Source organism: Pseudomonas sp. URMO17WK12:I7 (assembly GCF_003269045.1).
Lineage (GTDB): Bacteria > Pseudomonadota > Gammaproteobacteria > Pseudomonadales > Pseudomonadaceae > Aquipseudomonas > Aquipseudomonas putida_J.
On the sequence record NZ_QLTL01000013.1, the window covers coordinates 64,976 to 83,543 of the forward strand.

At 62.3% G+C, this 18,568-nt stretch carries 17 protein-coding genes; 11 read left to right on the forward strand and 6 right to left on the reverse strand.

Annotated features, from left to right (window positions below; translation table 11 throughout):
- Positions 1-69 precede the first annotated feature (69 nt).
- Positions 70-1,314 (forward strand): MFS transporter, encoded by a 1,245-nt coding sequence (locus tag H040_RS18810; RefSeq protein WP_027917979.1) that lies wholly within the window; start codon positions 70-72, stop codon positions 1,312-1,314.
- 132 nt (positions 1,315-1,446) lie between these two features.
- Here H040_RS18810 and H040_RS18815 read toward each other — a convergent pair whose 3' ends face one another.
- Entirely contained in the window at positions 1,447-2,994 is a 1,548-nt protein-coding gene (locus H040_RS18815; protein ID WP_027917978.1) for an AmpG family muropeptide MFS transporter, read from the reverse strand.
- Positions 2,995-3,037: 43 nt separating this feature from the next.
- Positions 3,038-3,391: an MGMT family protein gene (locus tag H040_RS18820; RefSeq protein WP_027917977.1), complete on the reverse strand. Its 354-nt coding sequence runs from the start codon at positions 3,389-3,391 to the stop codon at positions 3,038-3,040.
- Positions 3,392-3,544: 153 nt separating this feature from the next.
- Here H040_RS18820 and H040_RS18825 point away from each other — a divergent pair, with 153 nt between their 5' ends.
- The 5 genes from H040_RS18825 to groL all read left to right on the forward strand — a co-directional run bounded on the left by H040_RS18825 (position 3,545) and on the right by groL (position 8,145).
- A complete protein-coding gene (locus H040_RS18825) occupies positions 3,545-4,555 on the forward strand; it encodes a DUF481 domain-containing protein (protein WP_027917976.1) in 1,011 nt (336 codons plus the stop codon).
- Positions 4,556-4,647: 92 nt separating this feature from the next.
- The gene (locus H040_RS18830) at positions 4,648-5,379 is read left to right on the forward strand and encodes a HugZ family pyridoxamine 5'-phosphate oxidase (protein ID WP_027917975.1); all 732 of its coding nucleotides are present in this window, start codon (positions 4,648-4,650) and stop codon (positions 5,377-5,379) included.
- A 67-nt stretch (positions 5,380-5,446) separates the two neighbouring features.
- On the forward strand, positions 5,447-5,908 hold the full coding sequence (locus H040_RS18835; RefSeq protein ID WP_027917974.1) for an FxsA family protein: 462 nt from the start codon (positions 5,447-5,449) through the stop codon (positions 5,906-5,908).
- A gap of 252 nt (positions 5,909-6,160) precedes the next feature.
- Positions 6,161-6,454 carry a co-chaperone GroES gene (locus H040_RS18840; protein ID WP_009684394.1) on the forward strand — a complete coding sequence of 98 codons (294 nt, stop codon included), beginning with the start codon at positions 6,161-6,163 and terminating at the stop codon, positions 6,452-6,454.
- Between the two features lie 50 nt (positions 6,455-6,504).
- On the forward strand, positions 6,505-8,145 hold the full coding sequence (gene groL, locus H040_RS18845; RefSeq protein WP_027917973.1) for a chaperonin GroEL: 1,641 nt from the start codon (positions 6,505-6,507) through the stop codon (positions 8,143-8,145).
- A 97-nt stretch (positions 8,146-8,242) separates the two neighbouring features.
- On the opposite strand, the gene H040_RS18850 is transcribed toward groL, so the two are convergent.
- A complete protein-coding gene (locus tag H040_RS18850) occupies positions 8,243-8,971 on the reverse strand; it encodes a phosphatase PAP2 family protein (protein ID WP_027917972.1) in 729 nt (242 codons plus the stop codon).
- Positions 8,972-9,151: 180 nt separating this feature from the next.
- Between H040_RS18850 and colR the strand changes: the two genes are divergently transcribed.
- From colR to H040_RS18875, 5 genes are all read left to right on the forward strand, one after another.
- Positions 9,152-9,835, forward strand: coding sequence for a two-component system response regulator ColR (gene colR / locus H040_RS18855; protein ID WP_003255215.1), 684 nt, complete (start codon positions 9,152-9,154; stop codon positions 9,833-9,835).
- Positions 9,825-11,126 carry a sensor histidine kinase gene (locus tag H040_RS18860; RefSeq protein WP_027917971.1) on the forward strand — a complete coding sequence of 434 codons (1,302 nt, stop codon included), beginning with the start codon at positions 9,825-9,827 and terminating at the stop codon, positions 11,124-11,126. The genes colR and H040_RS18860 overlap by 11 nt, the downstream gene beginning before the upstream one ends.
- Positions 11,127-11,233: 107 nt before the next feature.
- Entirely contained in the window at positions 11,234-11,914 is a 681-nt protein-coding gene (locus H040_RS18865; RefSeq protein WP_027917970.1) for a class I SAM-dependent methyltransferase, read from the forward strand.
- A gap of 6 nt (positions 11,915-11,920) precedes the next feature.
- Positions 11,921-12,622, forward strand: coding sequence for a lipopolysaccharide kinase InaA family protein (locus H040_RS18870; RefSeq protein ID WP_027917969.1), 702 nt, complete (start codon positions 11,921-11,923; stop codon positions 12,620-12,622).
- A complete protein-coding gene (locus tag H040_RS18875) occupies positions 12,619-12,840 on the forward strand; it encodes a hypothetical protein (RefSeq protein ID WP_027917968.1) in 222 nt (73 codons plus the stop codon). The genes H040_RS18870 and H040_RS18875 overlap by 4 nt, the downstream gene beginning before the upstream one ends.
- Positions 12,841-13,038: 198 nt before the next feature.
- On the opposite strand, the gene H040_RS18880 is transcribed toward H040_RS18875, so the two are convergent.
- From H040_RS18880 to H040_RS18890, 3 genes are all read right to left on the reverse strand, one after another.
- Entirely contained in the window at positions 13,039-16,083 is a 3,045-nt protein-coding gene (locus H040_RS18880) for a multidrug efflux RND transporter permease subunit (protein ID WP_027917967.1), read from the reverse strand.
- Positions 16,084-16,096: 13 nt separating this feature from the next.
- On the reverse strand, positions 16,097-17,245 hold the full coding sequence (locus tag H040_RS18885; protein ID WP_027917966.1) for an efflux RND transporter periplasmic adaptor subunit: 1,149 nt from the start codon (positions 17,243-17,245) through the stop codon (positions 16,097-16,099).
- Between the two features lie 224 nt (positions 17,246-17,469).
- Complete coding sequence (locus H040_RS18890) at positions 17,470-18,567, reverse strand: DUF1513 domain-containing protein (protein WP_027917965.1); 1,098 nt, start codon at positions 18,565-18,567, stop codon at positions 17,470-17,472.
- Between the last annotated feature and the right edge of the window lies 1 nt (position 18,568).

The window sequence follows — 18,568 nt, forward strand, 5'->3', positions numbered from 1 at the left end:
GTTCACAGCAATTCCCCGCTATTTCTGGCATATAGCCTGACTCTTCCTGCCTGCACCCGATACGCCATCATGAAACCACTGCTCTACATCACTCCTCTTCGGGCCCTGCTGTTCGGCCTGACCCTGGCCCTGTTCGAGCTGCTCACCTACCTGGCCAGCGACGCCGTGATGCCAGCCATGCCGGTGGTGGTCGAGCACCTGAACGCCAGCCCGGAATACATCCCCCATGCGCTCAACCTGTACCTGCTCGGTGGCGTGGTGCTGCAATGGCTGATCGGCCCGCTGGCCGACCGCTATGGCCGCCGCCCGTTGCTGCTGGCCGGCTGCGCATTCTTTGGCGTTGCCTGCCTGGCCACCTACTGGGTGCAGGATATCGGCCTGTTCAACCTGCTGCGTCTGCTGCAGGGCATTGGCCTGGGCTTTGTGGTAACCGTCAGCTACCCGGCGCTGAACGAGTCGTTCAGCGAAGCGGACGCGGTGCGCATGATGGCGTTGCTGGCCAATATTGCCTTGCTGTCGCCGCTGCTCGGGCCGCTGGTCGGTACGCTCATGCTGCAGTGGCTGGACTGGCGCTGGCTGTTCGTGGCCTTCGCCTTTGGTGCTGTGTTGTGCTGGCTGCTGCTGCATCGCTTGATGCCGGAAACCCTTGGTGTGGAGCGCCGCGACGGCTCGCGCCTGCCATTCACGCCTATTCAGCTGCTGCCACTGCTCGCCGGTTACGGCCAGTTGCTGGCCAATCGCAAGTTCGTCGCTGGCAGTGCCGCGCTGGGCTTGGTGGGCCTGCCGCTGATCGGCTGGATCGGCCTGTCGCCGGTGCTGCTCATCCACGATGAGGGGCTGAGCACGATGGAATATGCACTGTGGCAGTTGCCGGTGTTCGGTGGGTTGATCCTGGGTAACCTGATCATCAACCGCATCGCCGACCGTTACCCGCTGCCGGCTCTGGTGCGCGGTGCGCTGGGGCCGTATCTGGCCGGGCTGTGCCTGATGGTGCTGGCGACCTGGTGCTGGCCGACGGTGACCAGCGTGGTCGCGGGCATGTCGCTGTATGCACTGGGGCTGGGGGTGGCCAATGCGGTGCTGTACCGCATGACGCTGTTTGCCAGCGAGCAGAGCAAGGGGCTGGTGTCGGCGATGCTGGGGATGATCACCATTGCCTTGCTCGGGTTGGGTGGCGCGGTGTTGGCGATGATCGGCGCAGGGGCGAGCCTGCTGCACTTTGCCCTGGCGGCAGGTGTGGCAGGGGCTTTGGCACTGTGGCCATTGTGGTTTGTCGTGGGTGGGCGGCCCGGCGAAGGGGCTGTCGCTCAATAATCTTCATTGCCTGCACTGGCCTGTTCGCGGGTAAACCCGCTCCCACAGGGTTCTCGCGTGCCTTGATGGCAGTGGTTTACCTGTAGGAGCGGGTTTACCCGCGAACAGGCCAGTGCAGGCTGAAGAGAGCTATCAGGGCTGCTCGGCCGCCGAGTTATCCACCGGCACCTGCTTTCCCCGGCTCACTTCCTGGCGCCAGTGCAGCGCGATCAGGATCAGCGTAGGCACGCCGAGCAGCGCAGTGATCAGGAAGAAGTCGTGATAGCCGTACTTCTCCACCATCACCCCTGAATAGCCGCCTATCAGGCGCGGCAGCAGCAGCATGATCGAGCTGAGCAGCGCATATTGCGTGGCCGAGAACTTCAGGTTGGTCAGGCTCGACAGGTAGGCGACGAATGCCGAGGTGGCCAGGCCGGAGCTGAAGTTGTCCAGCGAAATGGTCACCACCAGCATTTCCAGGTTCGGCCCCATATCGGCCAGCATCAGGAACAGGATATTGGTGGCCGCGGAGGCTGCGCCGCCGATGAACAGGATCGGCAGAATGCCGAAACGCACGATCAGCAAACCACCGACGCCGGCACCGACCAGGGTCATGATCAGGCCGAAGACCTTGCTGACACTGGCGATCTGGTCTTTGGTGAAGCCCATGTCGATGTAGAACACGTTGGCCATCACACCCATGACCGTGTCGGACATGCGATAGGTCGCGATCAAGCCGAGCAGCAACAGGGCCTGCCAACGGTAACGGGCGATGAAGTCGTGCACCGGTGTGAGTACCGGGGCCAGTCCACGACGACCCAGGCTCGACAGGCAAGCCCAGGTAAGCAGCACGTAGAGGATCAGGCGCAGGAAGGCACGGTCTTCGAGCAGCAGGTCGAGTGGCGTCGCATCGCCGGAAATGACGCTCGACCAGCCGGTGTTGAACATCTGGGTAAAGCTGGCCGGTACCGACACCAGCAGGATGATCAGCACGAATACCGAGGCCATCTGGTGCATCAGGCCATAGCGCGCAGCCGACAGCTGGGTGCGCATCGGTACTGCAGGTTCACGCATCACCAGGGTGGTGAACAGTGCCGGCAGCATCATCACGCCAAACAGCACGTAGGTACCGGCCCAGGCTTTGTGCAGGTAGCTGAAGCCGGTGGAACCGAACCATTCGGCGAAGAACAGTGCGCCGGCGGTGGCGAGCAGGGCGGCAACCCGGTAACCGGCCATGTAGCTGGCGGCGAGGGCTGCCTGGCGCTGATCGTCAGCGATCTCCAGGCGATAGGCATCGACCGCGATGTCCTGGGTGGCCGAGGCGAATGCCACCAGCACTGCCAGGGCAATCAGCCAGGAAAGGTGTTGTTGCGGGTCGCACAAGCTCATGCCGACCAGGCCGACCACCACCAGCGCCTGCGACAGCAACAGCCACGAACGCCGACGGCCCAGGCCGCCAAGCAGCGGCAGGCGCCATTGGTCGAGCAGTGGCGACCAGACCCATTTGAAGGCATAGGCCAGGCCGATCAGGCTGGCGTAGCCAATGGTTTCGCGGGCCACGCCCGCTTCGCGCAGCCACACCGACAGGGTCGAAAACACCAGCATGTAGGGCAGACCGGCAGCAAAGCCGAGCAGCAGAAGTACCAAGGTTGACGGGCTGGCATAGGCAGCGAGCGCAGCGCGCCAGGTTTTACGGGGCATGGGCCAACATCTGCCTCAAATTTGCGAAAACAAAGCGCGCACTCTAACCGCTGTGCTCCATCGGGCGCCAGCCATGGCGCATCATATCCACACGATTATTGGTCACATTCACGCCTTCTGCGCGCAGTCTGGCTCGCTGTTCATCGCCAGACGGCGTGCGCTGCGCGAGGCTCAGTCGCCCGCTTGCGCCCAATACGCGGTGCCAGGGCAGGCGGCTATCGGCGGGCAACTGGCCCAAGGTGCGCCCGACCCAGCGAGCCGCCTTCCCGAGCCCTGCCAGCTCGGCGAGCTGGCCATAGCTGACCACCTTGCCTTCAGGTACTTGGCCAAGCACCGAATACAGCGCCGTTCGTCGGCCCTCAGGCGACGCCAACGTGTGCTCATATCCCTCAGACATCAGGGCAGCCTTGGCCTGGAATGAAACCGGACGAATGGTCACGGCAAATGAGTGTTGAACTCAACGGCATACTCCTGGGTCTGTCCTTGCTCTGGTCGTCGGTATCTGGATAATGCCCGGCTTTTTTCGTCAAATCGAACCTGTAGCGCGCTTATGTATTCTAGATCCTTGCTTTGCCTGTTGACCGCTTCCCTGTGCGCCGCCCCGGCGTTCGCCGACACCGTGTGGATGAAGAACGGTGACCGCCTGTCCGGGAAGATCAAGGTATTCGACGGTGGCAAGCTGCTGCTCGAAACGCCCTATGGCGGCTCTATTGCTCTGGACTGGAAGCAGGTCAAGACGCTGGAAAGCGACCAGGAGATGCTGGTCAAGCAGGATGCCTACAACGGCGAAAGGGCCAAGTCTCTCAAGGCGGCCGAGCCCGGCAAGGTGACCCTTGCCAATGGCGATGCGCCCAGGACGGTCGACCTGGCCAGTGTCCAGCAGATCATGAAGCCCAAGCCGCTGGTCGAGGACTTCGTCTGGAAGGGTAACGTCGATGTGGCGTTGGACTACAAGCGTGCCGAGAATGATACCGATGACTATGACGTCGGCTTCAAGACTACCGCCCGCCATGGTCGCTGGCGCCACAACGCTGAAGGCGAGTACAACCGCGAGACCAAGGACGACGTCACCACCACCGATAACTGGAGTGCCGAATACGCGCTCGACCGCTTCATCACCGAGAAGTGGTTCTGGCAGGGACGCATGGAATACAAGCGTGACCATGTCGAAGACCTGGCCCGTCAGCGTACGGTCGGTACCGGCCCTGGCTACCAGTTCTGGGACGACGAGCTCGGAGCCTTCTCGCTGGGTTCGTTGATCAACCGTACCGACTTCGAATACCAGGACGGCGCCAAGGACAACTTCTACTCCGCGGCGGTCAAGTGGGACTACACCCGCTACCTGATCGGCAAGAACGTTCAGCTGTTCACCAATGGCGAGTTCGCCAAGCCGCTGGGCGGTGTGGCCGACTACTCGCTGGATGCCGAGGTGGGGCTGCGCTACAAGGTCACCGAGTGGGCCTCGCTCAACCTCAAGGCGGAGAAGGACATCATTACCGGTACGCGAGAAAGCGACCTGGACAAGACCCGCTACACCGCTGGATTCGGTGTGACCTGGTAGATCGCCGGGGCCGCGGGGCGGCCCCCATTGGCACTGGATGTGATAATGCTTATCTTGTCACTCATTCAGCCCGCACCCAGGAGCCGCCCTTCGTGAGTAACAACGCCATCCGCCCCGCCCGGGAACTGCTGCTCAAGGAATACCGCGGCGTGCTCTCGACCCATTCCAAGTCCATGCCGGGCTTCCCGTTCGGCTCGGTGGTGCCTTACTGCCTGGATGCCGAGGGCAATCCGCTGATCCTTATCAGTCGCATCGCCCAGCACACCCACAACCTGCTCAAGGACCCCAAGTGCTCGCTGCTGGTGGGTGAGCGTGAGGCCGAGGACGTGCAGGCGGTAGGCCGCCTGACGGTCATGGCCCAAGCGCACAAGCTGGTCGATGAGGCCGCCATCGAAGCGGCGGCCGAGCGCTACTACCGCTATTTCCCCGATGCCGCCAACTACCACAAGGCCCACGATTTCGACTTCTGGGCCCTGCAGCCGGTGCGTCATCGCTACATCGGCGGCTTCGGTGCCATTCACTGGCTCGACCAGGTGACCCTGGCCAACCCGTTCGCGGGCAAGGCAGAGGCGAGCATGATCGAGCACATGAACAGCGACCATGCCAATGCCATCGCCCATTACGTCGAGCTGAGCGACCTGCCGCGCAGCGTAGCGGCGCAGATGGTCGGCATCGACAGCGAAGGCATGCACCTGCGCATCGGCCAAGGTATCCACTGGTTGGCGTTCCCTGCTCCTTGCAACACGCCGACACAAGTCCGAGAAGCCTTGGTTTTGCTGGCGCGCGCTGACCAATGGCCAGTTGCGACTGAAGTCGAGGCTTGAAAAGCCGAGCGTTCGCATCCATCTGTAGGTCTTACTGGAAGGGTTTCTTCCGACGAGGAATGCTTTGATGCGTGCTTTTCTATTGCTGTTTCTGTTGTTCCCAGTGCTGGAGCTGTTCGTATTCGTCAAGGTCAGTGCGGCCATCGGTTTCTTTCCGGCGCTGCTGCTGATCATCGCCGGCTCTGCCCTGGGGGTGCTGGTGATGCGCGTGGCGGGTCTCGCCACTGCCCTGCGTGCACGTGAAAGCCTGCAGCGTGGCGAACTGCCCGCCGAGGACATGTTCCAGGGCCTGATGCTGGCCGTAGGCGGTGGTCTGCTGCTGCTGCCAGGCTTCATCAGCGACGTGCTGGGCCTGCTGTGCCTGCTGCCGTTCACCCGCCACCTGGCGGCCCGCAAGATGCGCGAGCGTGCCGAAGCCCAGGCCATGCGCCAGCGCGCGTTCCAGGACGACCCATTCCAGGCACAGCCGCGTGATGGCGGCCATCGCCCGAACGTGATCGAAGGCGAGTACGAGCGCCGCGACAAATAGGCAAACCCATAATCCCCCGGGGCCGCACAAGCGGCCCCGGTGTTTTTCAAGTGTCTGAAAATTTTTGCATCTCAAGCCTTGTAATTGAATATGGCGGCCTCATGTATGTGGTCACCGTAAGGTTCTGGTGGTAACACCAGTCATGACACAGGTGGTTTGCTCTTTGCGGACCACCCCCGGCAACGCCGGATTGCATTAACCCGCCGGTTTCGATACCGGCCGACAAAAACCACTATTTGGGAGAGATCGACAATGAAGCTTCGTCCTCTGCATGACCGTGTAGTCATCCGTCGCAGCGAAGAAGAATCGAAAACCGCTGGCGGTATCGTCCTGCCGGGTTCGGCCGCAGAAAAACCAAACCGCGGCGAAGTCGTTGCTGTTGGCACCGGTCGCGTCCTGGAAAACGGCGAAGTACGTGCGCTGGCCGTCAAAGTCGGTGACAAAGTGGTATTCGGCCCTTACTCGGGCAGCAACACCGTGAAAGTCGATGGCGAAGACCTGCTGGTCATGGCCGAGAACGAAATCCTCGCCGTCATCGAAGGCTGATTTTCACCCGACTTCCCGTTACTCCAAAGAATTCCAAGGATTAAACGATCATGGCTGCTAAAGACGTAAAATTCGGCGATTCCGCTCGTAAGAAAATGCTGGTTGGTGTCAACGTTCTGGCTGACGCGGTAAAAGCGACCCTCGGCCCGAAAGGCCGTAACGTAGTGCTTGCCAAGAGCTTCGGCGCTCCGACCATCACCAAGGACGGCGTTTCCGTCGCCAAAGAAATCGAGCTGAAAGACGCTTTCGAAAACATGGGCGCCCAGCTGGTCAAGGAAGTTGCTTCCAAGGCCAACGACGCTGCCGGTGACGGCACCACCACCGCTACCGTTCTGGCTCAGGCCATCGTCAACGAAGGCCTGAAAGCCGTCGCTGCCGGCATGAACCCGATGGACCTGAAGCGCGGCATCGACAAGGCCACCGCCGCCGTTGTCGCCGAGCTGAAGAACCTGTCCAAGCCATGCGCCGACTCCAAGGCCATCGCCCAGGTAGGTACCATCTCCGCCAACTCCGACAACTCCATCGGTGAAATCATCGCCGAAGCCATGGAAAAAGTCGGTAAAGAAGGCGTGATCACCGTTGAAGAAGGCTCGGGCCTGGAAAACGAACTGTCCGTCGTAGAAGGCATGCAGTTCGACCGCGGCTACCTGTCGCCGTACTTCATCAACAAGCCGGACACCATGGTTGCCGAGCTGGAAAGCCCGCTGCTGCTGCTGGTCGACAAGAAGATCTCCAACATCCGTGAGCTGCTGCCAGTTCTGGAAGCCGTTGCCAAGGCCGGCCGCCCACTGCTGATCGTTGCTGAGGACGTTGAAGGCGAAGCCCTGGCTACCCTGGTAGTGAACAACATGCGCGGCATCGTCAAGGTTGCTGCGGTCAAGGCTCCGGGCTTCGGTGATCGCCGCAAGGCCATGCTGCAGGACATCGCTGTCCTGACCGGCGGCCAGGTCATCTCCGAAGAAATCGGCCTGACCCTGGAAACCACCACCCTGGAGCACCTGGGTAACGCCAAGCGCGTCATCCTGTCCAAGGAAAACACCACCATCATCGATGGTGCTGGCGTTGACGCCGACATCGAAGCACGCGTCAAGCAGATCCGTGCCCAGATCGAAGAGACTTCCTCCGACTACGACCGTGAGAAGCTGCAAGAGCGTCTGGCCAAGCTGGCAGGCGGTGTTGCCGTGATCAAGGTCGGTGCCGGCACCGAAGTTGAAATGAAAGAGAAGAAAGCCCGCGTTGAAGACGCCCTGCACGCTACCCGTGCAGCCGTTGAAGAAGGCGTGGTGCCTGGCGGTGGTGTAGCCCTGGTTCGCGCCCTGGCTGCCATCGTTGAACTCAAAGGCGACAACGAAGACCAGAACGTCGGTATCGCCCTGCTGCGTCGCGCTGTAGAAGCTCCGCTGCGCCAGATCACTGCCAACGCCGGCGACGAGCCAAGCGTTGTTGCTGACAAGGTCAAGCAAGGTTCGGGCAACTACGGCTACAACGCCGCTACCGGCGAATACGGCGACATGATCGAGATGGGTATCCTCGACCCAGCCAAGGTCACCCGTTCGGCTCTGCAAGCCGCAGCTTCGATCGGCGGTCTGATGATCACCACCGAAGCCATGGTTGCCGACCTGCCAGAAGACAAGCCAGCTGCTGGCATGCCTGACATGGGCGGCATGGGTGGCATGGGCGGCATGATGTAAGCCAGCCTTACCCCCTGCACCAAGAAAAAGCCCCGCCTAGTGCGGGGCTTTTTCGTTTTCCTGTGCCGGCCACCGGGGCTGCGAAGCAGCCCCTCTGTCAGGCAACGCCATGTTCCACAGCTGGCGCCTCAGCCATGCCCCTGCGATACAGCACCAGGTAATACGACCCCAGGCCGATCAACCAGCAGAACACCGCCGTCCACACGTTATGCGACAGGAAGTGCGCGCCCTGCAGCATCCGCCCCAGCCCCAGCGCCGAGCCGGCCACCAGGGCCACCCCGAACGCCACCCGCGCCAGCTTCGGGCGGCGGTCGCGCAGCATGAAGAACAGGCCGAACAGGCAGAAACCGGTGGCGGCATGCCCACCCGGCCAGCACAGCCCCGGCTTGTCGGTTGCCGGCCGGTGTTCCAGCAGCTTGCTGTAGGTTTCCTTGCCGCCAAACTGGGTCAGGCTCCACGGGCATTGCACCTGGGTCACCTTCTTCAGCGGCGTGACGAATGCCGTCGACAGGCCCAATGCCAAGACCAGGCAACCCAGCTCACGACGCCAGCTGAACAGAGGCTTCCAGACGAAGCTCGAGGCGAACGCGCCTAGCGAGATCAGCCCCAGCAGGATCACGCCTTGCTTGACCCGGTCATGCATGACCGTTTCCAGCAGGTAACTGTGACGGCCGATGAACTGCCCAGCGGCGGGGTCGAAGAACAGGTTGGCGACGTCCATGTCGACCGAGGTCAGCTCCAGCAGGAGCAGGGCCGCGGCAATAGCCATTGGTATGCCCAGGTACAGCCAGAGATTGATCGGACGCGGACGAGTGCGGTGTTGCATGACGACTCCAGGGGGTAAAAAGACCGGGCATTGTCGTGCGCCCGCTATCCTCTGTCCGTGAAGGATCAGTGAAAAAACTGTCAAGTTCGCTGAATTTGCCCCGGGGCTGGCACAGTACCGGCTATGGCCTTAAGCTGCGCCTGCCGCGCACCTCAGCGAAGCGCCGCACAGGAGAACCCGATGCGTATTCTATTGGTTGAAGACAACCGCGATATTCTTGCCAACCTTGCCGATTACCTGGGCATGAAAGGCTACACCGTCGACTGTGCCCAGGACGGCCTTTCAGGCCTGCATCTGGCCGCCACCGAGCACTACGACCTGATCGTGCTCGACATCATGCTGCCCGGTATCGATGGCTATACCCTGTGCAAGCGCCTGCGCGAGGATGCCCGCCGAGACACCCCGGTGATCATGCTGACGGCCCGCGACCAGCTGGACGATCGTTTGCAGGGCTTCCGCTCCGGTGCCGACGATTACCTGCTCAAACCCTTTGCCCTGTCCGAGCTGGCCGCGCGCATCGAAGCGGTGCTGCGCCGGGCCCAGGGTGGCGGGCGTCGAACCTTGCAGGTCGCGGACTTGAGCTATGACCTCGATACGCTCGAAGTGACCCGCCAGGGCCGCCTGCTCAAACTCAACCCGGTCGGCCTCAAGCTGCTTGCCGTGTTGATGCAGAAGAGCCCGCACGTGCTGCGCCGCGAGGTGCTGGAAGAAGCCCTGTGGGGCGATGACTGCCCGGACAGCGACAGCCTGCGCAGCCATGTGCACCAACTGCGCCAGGTCATCGATAAACCGTTCGAAAAACCCCTGCTGCATACCGTCCATGGCGTCGGCTATCGCCTCGCCGAGGGCCGCGATGGAGTTTAAGCAAAGCCTTGCCCAGCGCATCATCATCGCCTTTGCCTTGATGAGCGCGCTGGTGGCCGGCGCCTTCGCCTTCGGTATCGTGGCCACCGTGCACCTGGTCGAGGAGCGCCTGATTTCATCGGTGCTCGGCGGCGACCTGCAGCGGTTGCTGCGCATGGACAGCGTCAGCGACTGGAGCCACCGGCCACGGCCTGACCAGCTGTTCTATTTCAGTGGCGGGCGCGATGATTTCGAGCTGCCCAAGGACCTGCGTCACCTCGATGCCGGCTTCCACGAGGTGTTTCGCGACCAGCTGTCCTACCACGCAATGGTCGAGATCGTTGATGGTCGCCGCTATGTATTGCTGCAGGACCAGAGTGATTTCGAAGAGCGCGAGCGCGTGCTGTTCGCCGTCGTGGTGGTGGGTTTCGTGCTCAGCCTGGTGCTGGCGGTGGTGCTTGGCTGGCTGCTGGCGCGCAGGGTGATGGCACCGGTCATCCGCCTGGCGCGACAGGTTCGCCATCGTGATCAGCTGCTTGGCCTGGCGCCGCCGCTGGCACCGGACTATGCGGCCGATGAAGTCGGCCAGCTGGCAGTGGCGTTCGACGATACCCTGGGCCGGCTACGCGATGCGCTGACCCGCGAGCGTTTATTCACCAGTGATGTCAGCCATGAGCTGCGCACGCCGCTGATGGTGCTGGCCACCTCGTGCGAATTGCTGATGGAAAACCCCAATCTGGATACGCGAGCGCGCAGCCAGGTGGAACGCATCGCCCGAGCCACGGAAGAGATGCGCGAGCTGGTCAAGACCTTCCTGATGCTCGCCCGTGCCCAGCGTGACCAGGGTGCTGTGGCATCCCAGGCAACCTTGCGCGAAGTCGCCGACGACCTGACCGGGGTTTGGCGCGATACCATCGAGCAGAAGGGCCTGGCGCTCCATTACGATGGCCAGGTCAGTGCAGGCCCATTGCTGTACAACGCCACGTTCCTGCAATCGGTGATGGGCAACTTGCTGCGCAATGCCGCCCATTACACCGATAGCGGTTACATTCGCCTGAGCCTGGAGCCCAACGGCTTCAGTGTCGAGGACAGTGGCGTGGGTATCCCGGAGGAGCAGCGCGAGGCGATGTTCCAGCCGTTCGTGCGCGGCGAGGAGCGGCGCGGCGAAGGCCTGGGTCTGGGCCTGTCGCTGGTGCAGCGTATCTGCGATGACCAAGGCTGGCGGGTGACGCTGACCTCGACGGCACCCCATGGCTGCCGTTTCCAGGTAGACCTGAGCCAAAGCGCGGAAAAGACCGATCCCACGCAGTAATAAGATGAAACATTCCTGCAGGTTGATGACACTATTTTCACATTGGCATGACCTGTTTCCAACGATTCGTTACCTAAGGTAAGCGCATTGGAAACAGGAGCCATGCGATGCGCAGTCCGATCAAACTCGAATTTTCCGAGAAGTACGACCAGCAACATGCCAAGGAGTACTTCCTCAAGCACCAGGACGGACTGGCTCGGCGCCTGTCCCACCAGCGTGACGAGCAACTGGCCCGTCGTGCCTTGGCGCTGGCCGGAGAACCGGGCCTGGTTCTTGACCTGCCATGTGGCGCGGGCCGTTTCTGGCCGCTGCTGGCGGAAAAGCCTAACCGGGTGATCATCGGTGCCGACAATTCTGAGGCGATGATCCAGACGGCCTGTGCCGCACAACCGCCAGAGGTGGTGGCGCGGGTACGCCCTTTGCAAACATCGGCATTTGCGATTGACTTGCCGGACAACTCGGTCGACAGCATCTTCTGCATGCGGCTGTTTCACCACATTGGCGAGGCGGCTCACCGCAAGACCATTCTTGACGAATTTCAAAGAGTTAGCCGTGACAGTGTAATCCTGTCATTGTGGGTGGATGGTAACTTCAAGGCCTGGCGCCGCCAGAAGCTCGAGCAGAAGCGTAGTGCCAAGGCCGAGCAGGGCAGCTACCAGAACCGTTTCGTGTTACCGGCAGAAACGGTTGAGGCAGAATTCAAGGCCGCCGGCTTCAGAATCCAGGAACACCTCGACTTCCTGCCGTTCTATGCCATGTGGCGGGTATATGTATTGCGTAAGGGGTAGTGTTTGATGGCTGTAGCCCAAAATGGGGAGTCGCGGTTCGATTATTACTGGCGCCAGCAGGGCGAATGGGTCGAGGAACCCAACCAGCGGCGCGGTGGTGAGAGTGGTGTACAACGGCTGAACGATGGCAACGGCAAGGTGCTGTATGCCAAGCGTCAAGTCGGCCATATCTATCGCAGCCTGCTGCACCCGTTTGGCAGGCCGACCGTGTTGCGCGAACTCGATGCACTGAACAGCTTCGAGCAACTGGGTGTGCGCGTGCCGCGCATCGTGTTTTGTGGTGCCGAGCGTGATCCCGAGCACCAGTGGCGCGCGCTGCTGGTCAGCGAGGCGCTGGACGGTTTCGTCGAGCTCGACACGTGGCACGCCGAAGGTGCGCGCGAGCGCTATCCTCAAGTAGTGCATGAACGCATGCTCAAGGACCTGGCCGACAACCTGGCGCGCATGCACCTGGGTCATTGGCAGCATGGCTGCCTGTACGGCAAGCACGTCTTCATCAAGGTTATCGGCGAGGGTGAGCAGGCCCGCGTCGAGGTAGCACTCCTGGACCTGGAAAAGTGCCGACGACGCATCAGCTGTCAGCGAGCTGCGGGTAACGACCTGCGTCAGCTGCGCCGCCACTCGTCGCTAAATGACACGGAATGGCAAACGCTGCTCTATTTTTACCAGATGGCGTTTGGCAGCGCTGTCAAAGGGTTAGGGCAATGAAACTAGAAATCGCTCGAGCTTTGTTCCTGGTGGCTGGGTTGGCTGTGACCACGGCGGCGGTAGCTGCCTGGGAAGAGCCGCGGCCTGTGGTATTCAGCAAGGCAGACCAGTGCGCGGCGCCGCGCGTGGTCAAGGCACAGCAGAGCCCGTCCGAACCGGACCAGGACCTGCTGTTGTTCCTATTCGGAATGCGCCAGGGGCTGCGGCCGTTTGGCTGATACCGTTCGAGCAAGACAAAGGCCTCGCAATCGCGAGGCCTTTGTTTTTGATTTAGAAACATGCGCGGACTCTTGTAGGAGCGGCCTTGTGTCGCGATAGGGCTGCGAAGCAGCCCCAGATTTACGCCTGTCGCGGAAACTGCTGGGGCTGCTTCGCAGCCCTATCGCGACACAAGGCCGCTCCTACAGGGATCGCGGTCATGCAGTTACCGGCTGCTGGGCAGCTGACTTGTGCGCCAGCAAGGTGTAGATGCAAGGCAGCACAAACAGGGTGAACAAGGTACCGATCGACATCCCGGTGGCGATCACCGTACCGATATCGAACCGGCTCACCGCACCAGCGCCGGTGGCCAGGATCAGCGGTACCATGCCGAACACCATCGCCGCCGTGGTCATCAGCACCGGCCGCAAGCGAATGGCGGCAGCTTGCTCGATGGCTTCCCGAATGCTCAGGCCCTTTTCCTCACGCAACTGGTTGGCGAACTCGACGATCAGGATGCCGTGCTTGCTGATCAGGCCGATCAGCGTCACCAGCCCCACCTGGGTGTAAATGTTCATGCTGGAAATGCCCAGGAACAGCGGTAGCAGCGCCCCACAGATCGACAGCGGCACCGTCACCAGAATCACCAGCGGGTCGCGGAAACTCTCGAACTGCGCGGCCAGCACGAGGAAGATGATCGCCAGGGCGAGACCGAAGGTTACCCACAGGGCACTGCCTTCCTGCACGTACTGCCGCGCTGTCCCGGCATAGTCGAAGGAGAAACCCTCCGGTGCCTCTTCCCGGGCGATGTCGCGCACCGTTTGCAACGCCTCGCCGATACTGACTATCGGCACACCTTGGATGATCGCCGAGTTCAGTTGCTGGAACTGGTTGAGCTGACGGGGGCGGGCGCGGTCACTGAGGGTGATCAGTGTCGACAAGGGCAGCAGCTGCCCTTGCTCGTTCTTCACGTAGTAGTTGTTCAGCCAGCCGGCGTTGTCCCGATAAGGCCGCTCGACCTGGGCGATCACCTTGTAGCTGCGGCCTTCGAGGGTAAAACGGTTGATTTCCGCCTCGCCCAGCAGAGTGGCCAGGGTGCTCCCCAGCGTATCCATGGAGACACCCATTTGCGCCGCCTTGGCCCGGTCTATGTCGACCACCACCTCGGGTTTGTCGAACGCCAGGTCGATATCGAGGAAGGCGAAATTGCCCGATTGCTGGGCCCGTTGCTTGACCCGCTGGGCGACTTCCAGCAGGGCAGGGTAGTCACCGGCTGTATTGATCACGAACTGGAACGGCAGGCCCTCACCAGTACCCGGCAGCGACGGCAGGTTGAACCCGAAGATCTGCAGCCCGCCAATCTGCTCCAGCTTGGCCTGCACCAGCGGCAGCAACTCCATCTGTGTGCGGTTGCGTTCGTTCCAGGGCCTGAGCAGGAAACCGCCGATGCCGCTCTGCACGCCGTTGAAGCCGTTGATCTGGAACGACGAGTAGTACTCGGGGAAGGCCTTGAACAGCGGCGTGAACTGATCGGTGTAGGCGTTCAGGTAGTCGAGGTTGGCCGGTTGCGGCGAGCTGCTGATCATGAAGATCACGCCCTGGTCCTCGTTGGGCGCCAGCTCGTTCTGGGTGAACTTGAGCAGCACCGGGATCAGGCACAGGATGATCACGGCAAACACCAGCACTACCGGGCGGCTGTCGAGGGTCGCGTGCAGCAGGCGCTGGTAGCGCACCTTGAGGCCTTCGAACAGCACATCGAGACGATGGGCCAGGCCGCTGGTGTTCTGCTCCTGGCGTAACAGCAGGGCGCACATCATCGGCGACAAGGTCAGGGCGACGATGCCAGAGATGACCACCGCGCCGGCCAGGGTCAGGGCGAACTCCTTGAACAGCGCACCCGTGAGCCCGGTGAGGAAGCCGATGGGGGCATAGACCGCCGCCAGGGTGATGGTCATCGATACCACCGGCATGGCGATTTCCCGCGCGCCCTCCAGGGCAGCATCGAAGGGCGACTTGCCTTCCTCCATGTGCCGGTGAATGTTCTCCACCACCACGATGGCATCGTCCACCACCAGGCCGATGGCCAGCACCATCGCCAGCAGCGTCAGCAGGTTCAGCGAGTAGCCCATCATCTGCATGAAGAACAGCACGCCGATCATCGAAAGCGGAATGGTCACCACCGGGATCAGCACCGAGCGCAGGGCGCCGAGGAACAGGAACACCACCACGATGACGATCAGCACCGCTTCGCCGAGGGTCTTGATCACTTCGTCGATGGAGGCCTGGATGAACAGCGTGGCGTCGTAGGCGATCGATACCTTCAGCGCCGACGGCAGCTGGTTTTCAAGCTCCGGCATGATGCGCCGCACTTCCTTGATCACGTCCAGCGGGTTGGCTGCCGGGGTGGCCTTGATGCCGATGTAGACCGACGGCGTGCCATCGAACGAACTCACCGTGTCGTAGTTCTCCGCGCCCATCTCCACACGCGCCACGTCGCCCAGCAGTACCCGGCTGTCACCGGACACCTTGAGCGGCAGCGCGGCAAAGGCTTCGGCCGATTTCAGCTCGGTACTGGCATTGATGCTGGTGACCACGTATTCGCCCTTCACCTCACCGGCTGCGGAGAGGAAGTTGTAGCGGCGCACGGCATTGGTCACGTCGGTTGCCGACAGGCCGAAACCCGCCAGCTTCACCGGGTCGATCCAGATGCGCATGGCGAACACCTGGTTGCCGAGGATTTGTGCCTCGGCCATGCCCGGCAGGGTCGCAAGCTTGGGCTGGATCACCCGTGACAGGTAGTCGGTGATCTGCGGGTTGCTCATCTCCTTGCTGTAGAAGCTGATATACATCAGCGCCGAGGCGTCGGCGGCTTCCTTGCTAAGCACCGGGTCTTCGGCGTTCTGCGGCAGCTGGTTGCGCACCTCGTTGGCCTTGGCCAGCAGTTCGGTAAACAGGCGGTCGCTGTCGGCGCCAATGCGTGCGTAGATGGAAATCACCGAGAAGTTCTGCCGGCTGACCGAGGTCATGTAGTCGATGCCTTCGGCGCTGGCCAGGCTCTGCTGCAGTGGCTGGGTGATATAACCCTGGATCGTCTCGGCGTTGGCCCCGGGGTAGGCGGTGGTCACCGTGATCAGGGCGTTTTCCATTTTCGGGTACTGGCGGATCTGCAGTTTGTTCCAGGCCTGGAAGCCAAGCAGCAGGATCAGCAGGCTGACCACGCTGGCCAGTACCGGGCGGCGAATGAACGGGTCGGTGAACGCCATGCCTGCCTCCTGCTCAGTCGGTGCGCGGGGCGCCCTGTTCGGGCTTGAGCGCGCTGTCCTGGCCAATGCGGATGGCCGCGCCTGGGGTCAGCTTGAGCTGCCCGGCAGTGACCACCTGTTCGCCGGCCTTGAGGCCCTTGCTGACCACCACCACGCCATCGCGGCGCTCGCCGGTCTGCACCGATCGCTGTTCGGCGCTGAGCTGTGGCTGGCCCTGGTCGTCGTTCTCCGGGTTGCCGTCCTTGTCCTTCTTTGGCGTGGCGACGTACACAGAGTTGCCGTACAGGGTGTAGGTGATGGCGCTTTCCGGGACGACCACCTGGGGCTGTGGGTCGGGTAGCAGGATCAGCAGGTTGGCGAACATGCCGGGTAGCAGCTTGCCGTCCGGGTTGGCCAGGGACGCGCGCACCAGCAGGTTACGGGTGTTTTCATCGACCTTGGGGTTGATCGCGCTGAGGCTGGCCGGGAACGTCTGGCCCGGGTAGGCCGCCACCTGCACCAGCACCTGCTGGCCCAGGCTCAGGTGCGGCAACGCCTGCTCCGGTACGTTGAAGTCGACGTACAGGCTGGACAGGTCTTGCAGGGTAGCAATCACCGTACCGGCGGCCAGGTACTGGCCGATGTCCACCTGGCGAATGCCGATGGTGCCACTGAACGGCGCGTTGATGCCCTTCTTGATCTTCTGCGCCTTGAGTTGCTCGACCACCGCCTGGTTACGCCGGTACTGGGACGCCAGGCGATCGAACTCGCCGCGGGAGATAGCGGCATCACCGACCAGCTGGCTGCCGCGGCCGAAGTCTACCTTGGCCAGCCCCAGGTCGGCCTGGGCGGTGCCGAGCAAGGCGGTTTCCTGGTCGTCATTGAGCTGCAGCAGCGGTTGCCCGGCCTTGACCTTCTGCCCGGAGTCGAAGTACAGGGCCTTGACGATGCCTTCCACTTCCAGGCTCAGCTCTACGCCCTGCAAGGCCTTCAGGCTGCCTACGGCAGGCAGGCGCTGCTGCCACAGGCGCTGTTCGGCCGGGGCTGCGGCAACAGTGATGGGCGGCCGGGGCGCGGAGAACATCTGGATCTGTTGGTAGATCGAGAAGCCTTTGTAGCCCCCCAGGGCCAGCACGATCAGCAGAACGACGGCCAACATGATGAGCATGCGGCGGCGTAGCATAGGTCCGGTTCCTTGGATGTGTGGTTGTTATGCGTTTTGACACGACAACGGGCGATCCTGCCCACGTGCGTATGAGGGAAGTATTGCAGAAGGGGAGGGGATTGCCTGTGCCGGCCTCTTCGCGGGTAAACCCGCTCCTGCAGGTTCGGTGTATTCCCTGGGAATGTGAGTTACCTGTAGGAGCGGCTTTAGCCGCGAAGAGGCCAGTGCAGGCAGCAGAAGATTCAGACCAGGTGCAGGTGGTTGTCCCAGAAGCCGGAAGGCAGGTCCATCGGCTGCCCGACCAGTTCAGCCTTGCGGCAGTTGTAGAAGCGACAACGGCCCTGACCGGAAGTCACGACGAACCCATCCTTGACCGCGCCGACTCCGGCGCAATCGGGCATCGGTGCATCGAGCTTCACCGCACCGCTGTCCAGGTCCCAGACGAACAGGCGGTTGGCCCGCGGCGCCGTCAGGGCCACCAGGCGCAGGTCGCTGTGGATGGCGACGCTCGCGGTGTACTGTGCCATCGACTGCAGCTGGCGCTCAGGCACCGGGAAGGCCTTGAACGGCTCGCCCGGGCGCTTGATCGCCAGCAGCTCGGCGGTCTCGTCGGCAGCGCCCATGAACTGCTGGCAGGCAGCGATGGTGCCATCGTCGCCCACCGCCAGGTGGCGCACACTGTTCATCTGCTGGGCCAGGGTTTCCTTGCTCAGCAGTGTGCCGTCGCGCTGCATCAGCACCAGGCTCGGTTCCATGGCATCGAGGTTCATCTCGACCCGGCTCTCGGCCTCGGTGCGGATGCCACCGTTGGCCACGATCAGGGTTTCGCCATCCGGCAGCCAGGCCACTTCATGGGGGCCGATGCCGTGGGTAGGGATCTCGCCGCTGTGCACCAGGCGCTCACCCTCGAAGCGGTACACGCCGAGCACGCCACGCCCAGGGTCGCGCGTGTCGTTCTCGGTGGCATACAGCCATTCGCCACCCTTGTGAATCACCGCATGGCCATAGAAGTGCCGGTTCGGTTGCGAGGTGACGGTCTGCAGCAGGCGCCCGTCGCGCAGGTCGACCAGGTAGCTTTCGGTACCGGGGCGGCGGGCGACGAACAGGGCGATCGGCAGCTCGGGGTGGTTGATGATGGCATGGCAACGTTGGGCGACTTGGGTGCTGAACACCTGGGTGCCGTCCAGGCGGAACCCGACCGCATAGTGCTTGCCGTCGCCATCGTCACGCGCCGACAGCAGCAAAGGTTCGCTGCCTTTGCTGCGGAACAGGCTCCAGCCGCCCAGGGTCAGGGCGCTGAGCAATACGCTACCGAGTTTGAGGGCCTGGCGTCGCAGCATG